Below are 1,097 nucleotides of genomic sequence, written 5' to 3'. Positions count from 1 at the left end.
CAAAGTCAACGCATCGAAGTGCCCCCCACAAAAGAAGTTTCATGCCAGTTTGCGAAGAACCAAAAAAAAGACCTCCGGAAATACGGCCGGGGTATCCGCATCATCCTATCCATCGATATGTCATCACCATGGAGAGCGGCATGAGTTTCAAGGGCGAGCAGCATCCCGGCGTACAGACCCCCACGGGCGACAGCGAAGGCTTCCGGCTCAATCACACCATGCTGCGCATCAAGGACCCGCAGAAGGCCCTGGCCTTCTACTCGCGGGTCTTCGGCATGCGCGTGATGCGGCGACTCGACTTCGAGGAGATGCAGTTCTCCCTCTACTTCCTGGCCAACCTGGAGGACGACACCGCCGTTCCCGAGGACGCGAGCGAGCGCACCGTCTGGACCTTCAGCCAGACGGGCCTGCTGGAGCTGACCCACAACTGGGGCACCGAGGATCAGGACGGCTTCGCCTACCACGACGGCAATGCCGAACCTCAGGGCTTCGGGCATATCTGTTTCTCGGTGCCGGACCTGCCCTCCACCGAGGCCTGGCTGGATGCCAATCAGGTGGAATTCGTCAAGCGCTCGGACCAGGGCAAGCTGAAGGACGTGGTCTTCGTCAAGGACCCGGACGGCTACTGGATCGAGGTGGTCGAGGCCGCTCGGATGCCCGGCAAGGCCGACTGATCCCGTGGAGACAGGGTGACAGGGCACTCGTGGGAGGGCGGCTTGCCGCGCGAGGGTGGTCCTTCCTACCGAAAACGAAGGGCACCTTGCCCCTGTCGGGCTCCCGGCTTCCCTCACCGACGGGTGTCGCCTCCCACTGAGACGCCGTCAGGCAAAGGCGTAGACATCCATGGCCAGCACGCCGTGCTCGATGCTGTGGTGCAGGCGTTCTGCCCGGCCGCCGGCGCCCATGGCCACCAGCAGCGGCTGGAAGTGTTCGGGCGTGGGGTGGTTCGCCCGGGCCTGCGGCCCGTTTTGCCAATCGATCAGGGCGGTGCGGTCGTCTTCGACCAGGCGTGCCTGGATCCAGTCGGCGAACTCGCCGACCCAGGCGGGCATGGGGGCGTCCATCGCCTGCAACTCGGCCAGGTTGTGGGTCAGGCT

General features: G+C 64.4%; 1 protein-coding gene and 1 pseudogene. One reads left to right on the top strand and one right to left on the bottom strand.

Features of this window, described 5'->3' with window-relative positions:
• Nucleotides 1–140: 140 nt before the first annotated feature.
• Nucleotides 141–674 carry a lactoylglutathione lyase gene (gene gloA / locus ACESMD_RS09595; RefSeq protein ID WP_372612605.1) on the top strand — a complete coding sequence of 178 codons (534 nt, stop codon included), beginning with the start codon at nt 141–143 and terminating at the stop codon, nt 672–674.
• 147 nt (nt 675–821) lie between these two features.
• Here the strand turns inward: gloA and ACESMD_RS09590 are convergent.
• Nucleotides 822–1,097: pseudogene (locus ACESMD_RS09590) on the bottom strand (dioxygenase); the annotation flags it as partial.

The organism is Halomonas sp. (genome assembly GCF_041689495.1).
In the GTDB taxonomy this organism is placed as follows: Bacteria; Pseudomonadota; Gammaproteobacteria; order Pseudomonadales; family Halomonadaceae; genus Halomonas.
The sequence above is the reverse complement of the archived record's forward strand: the minus strand, read 5'-3'. Positions and strand labels throughout refer to the sequence as shown.

What these genes read in the sequence shown, in the direction of transcription:
- gloA (WP_372612605.1), top strand. Translation starts at nt 141, where the DNA reads ATGAGTTTCAAGGGCGAGCAGCATCCCGGCGTACAGACCCCCACGGGC.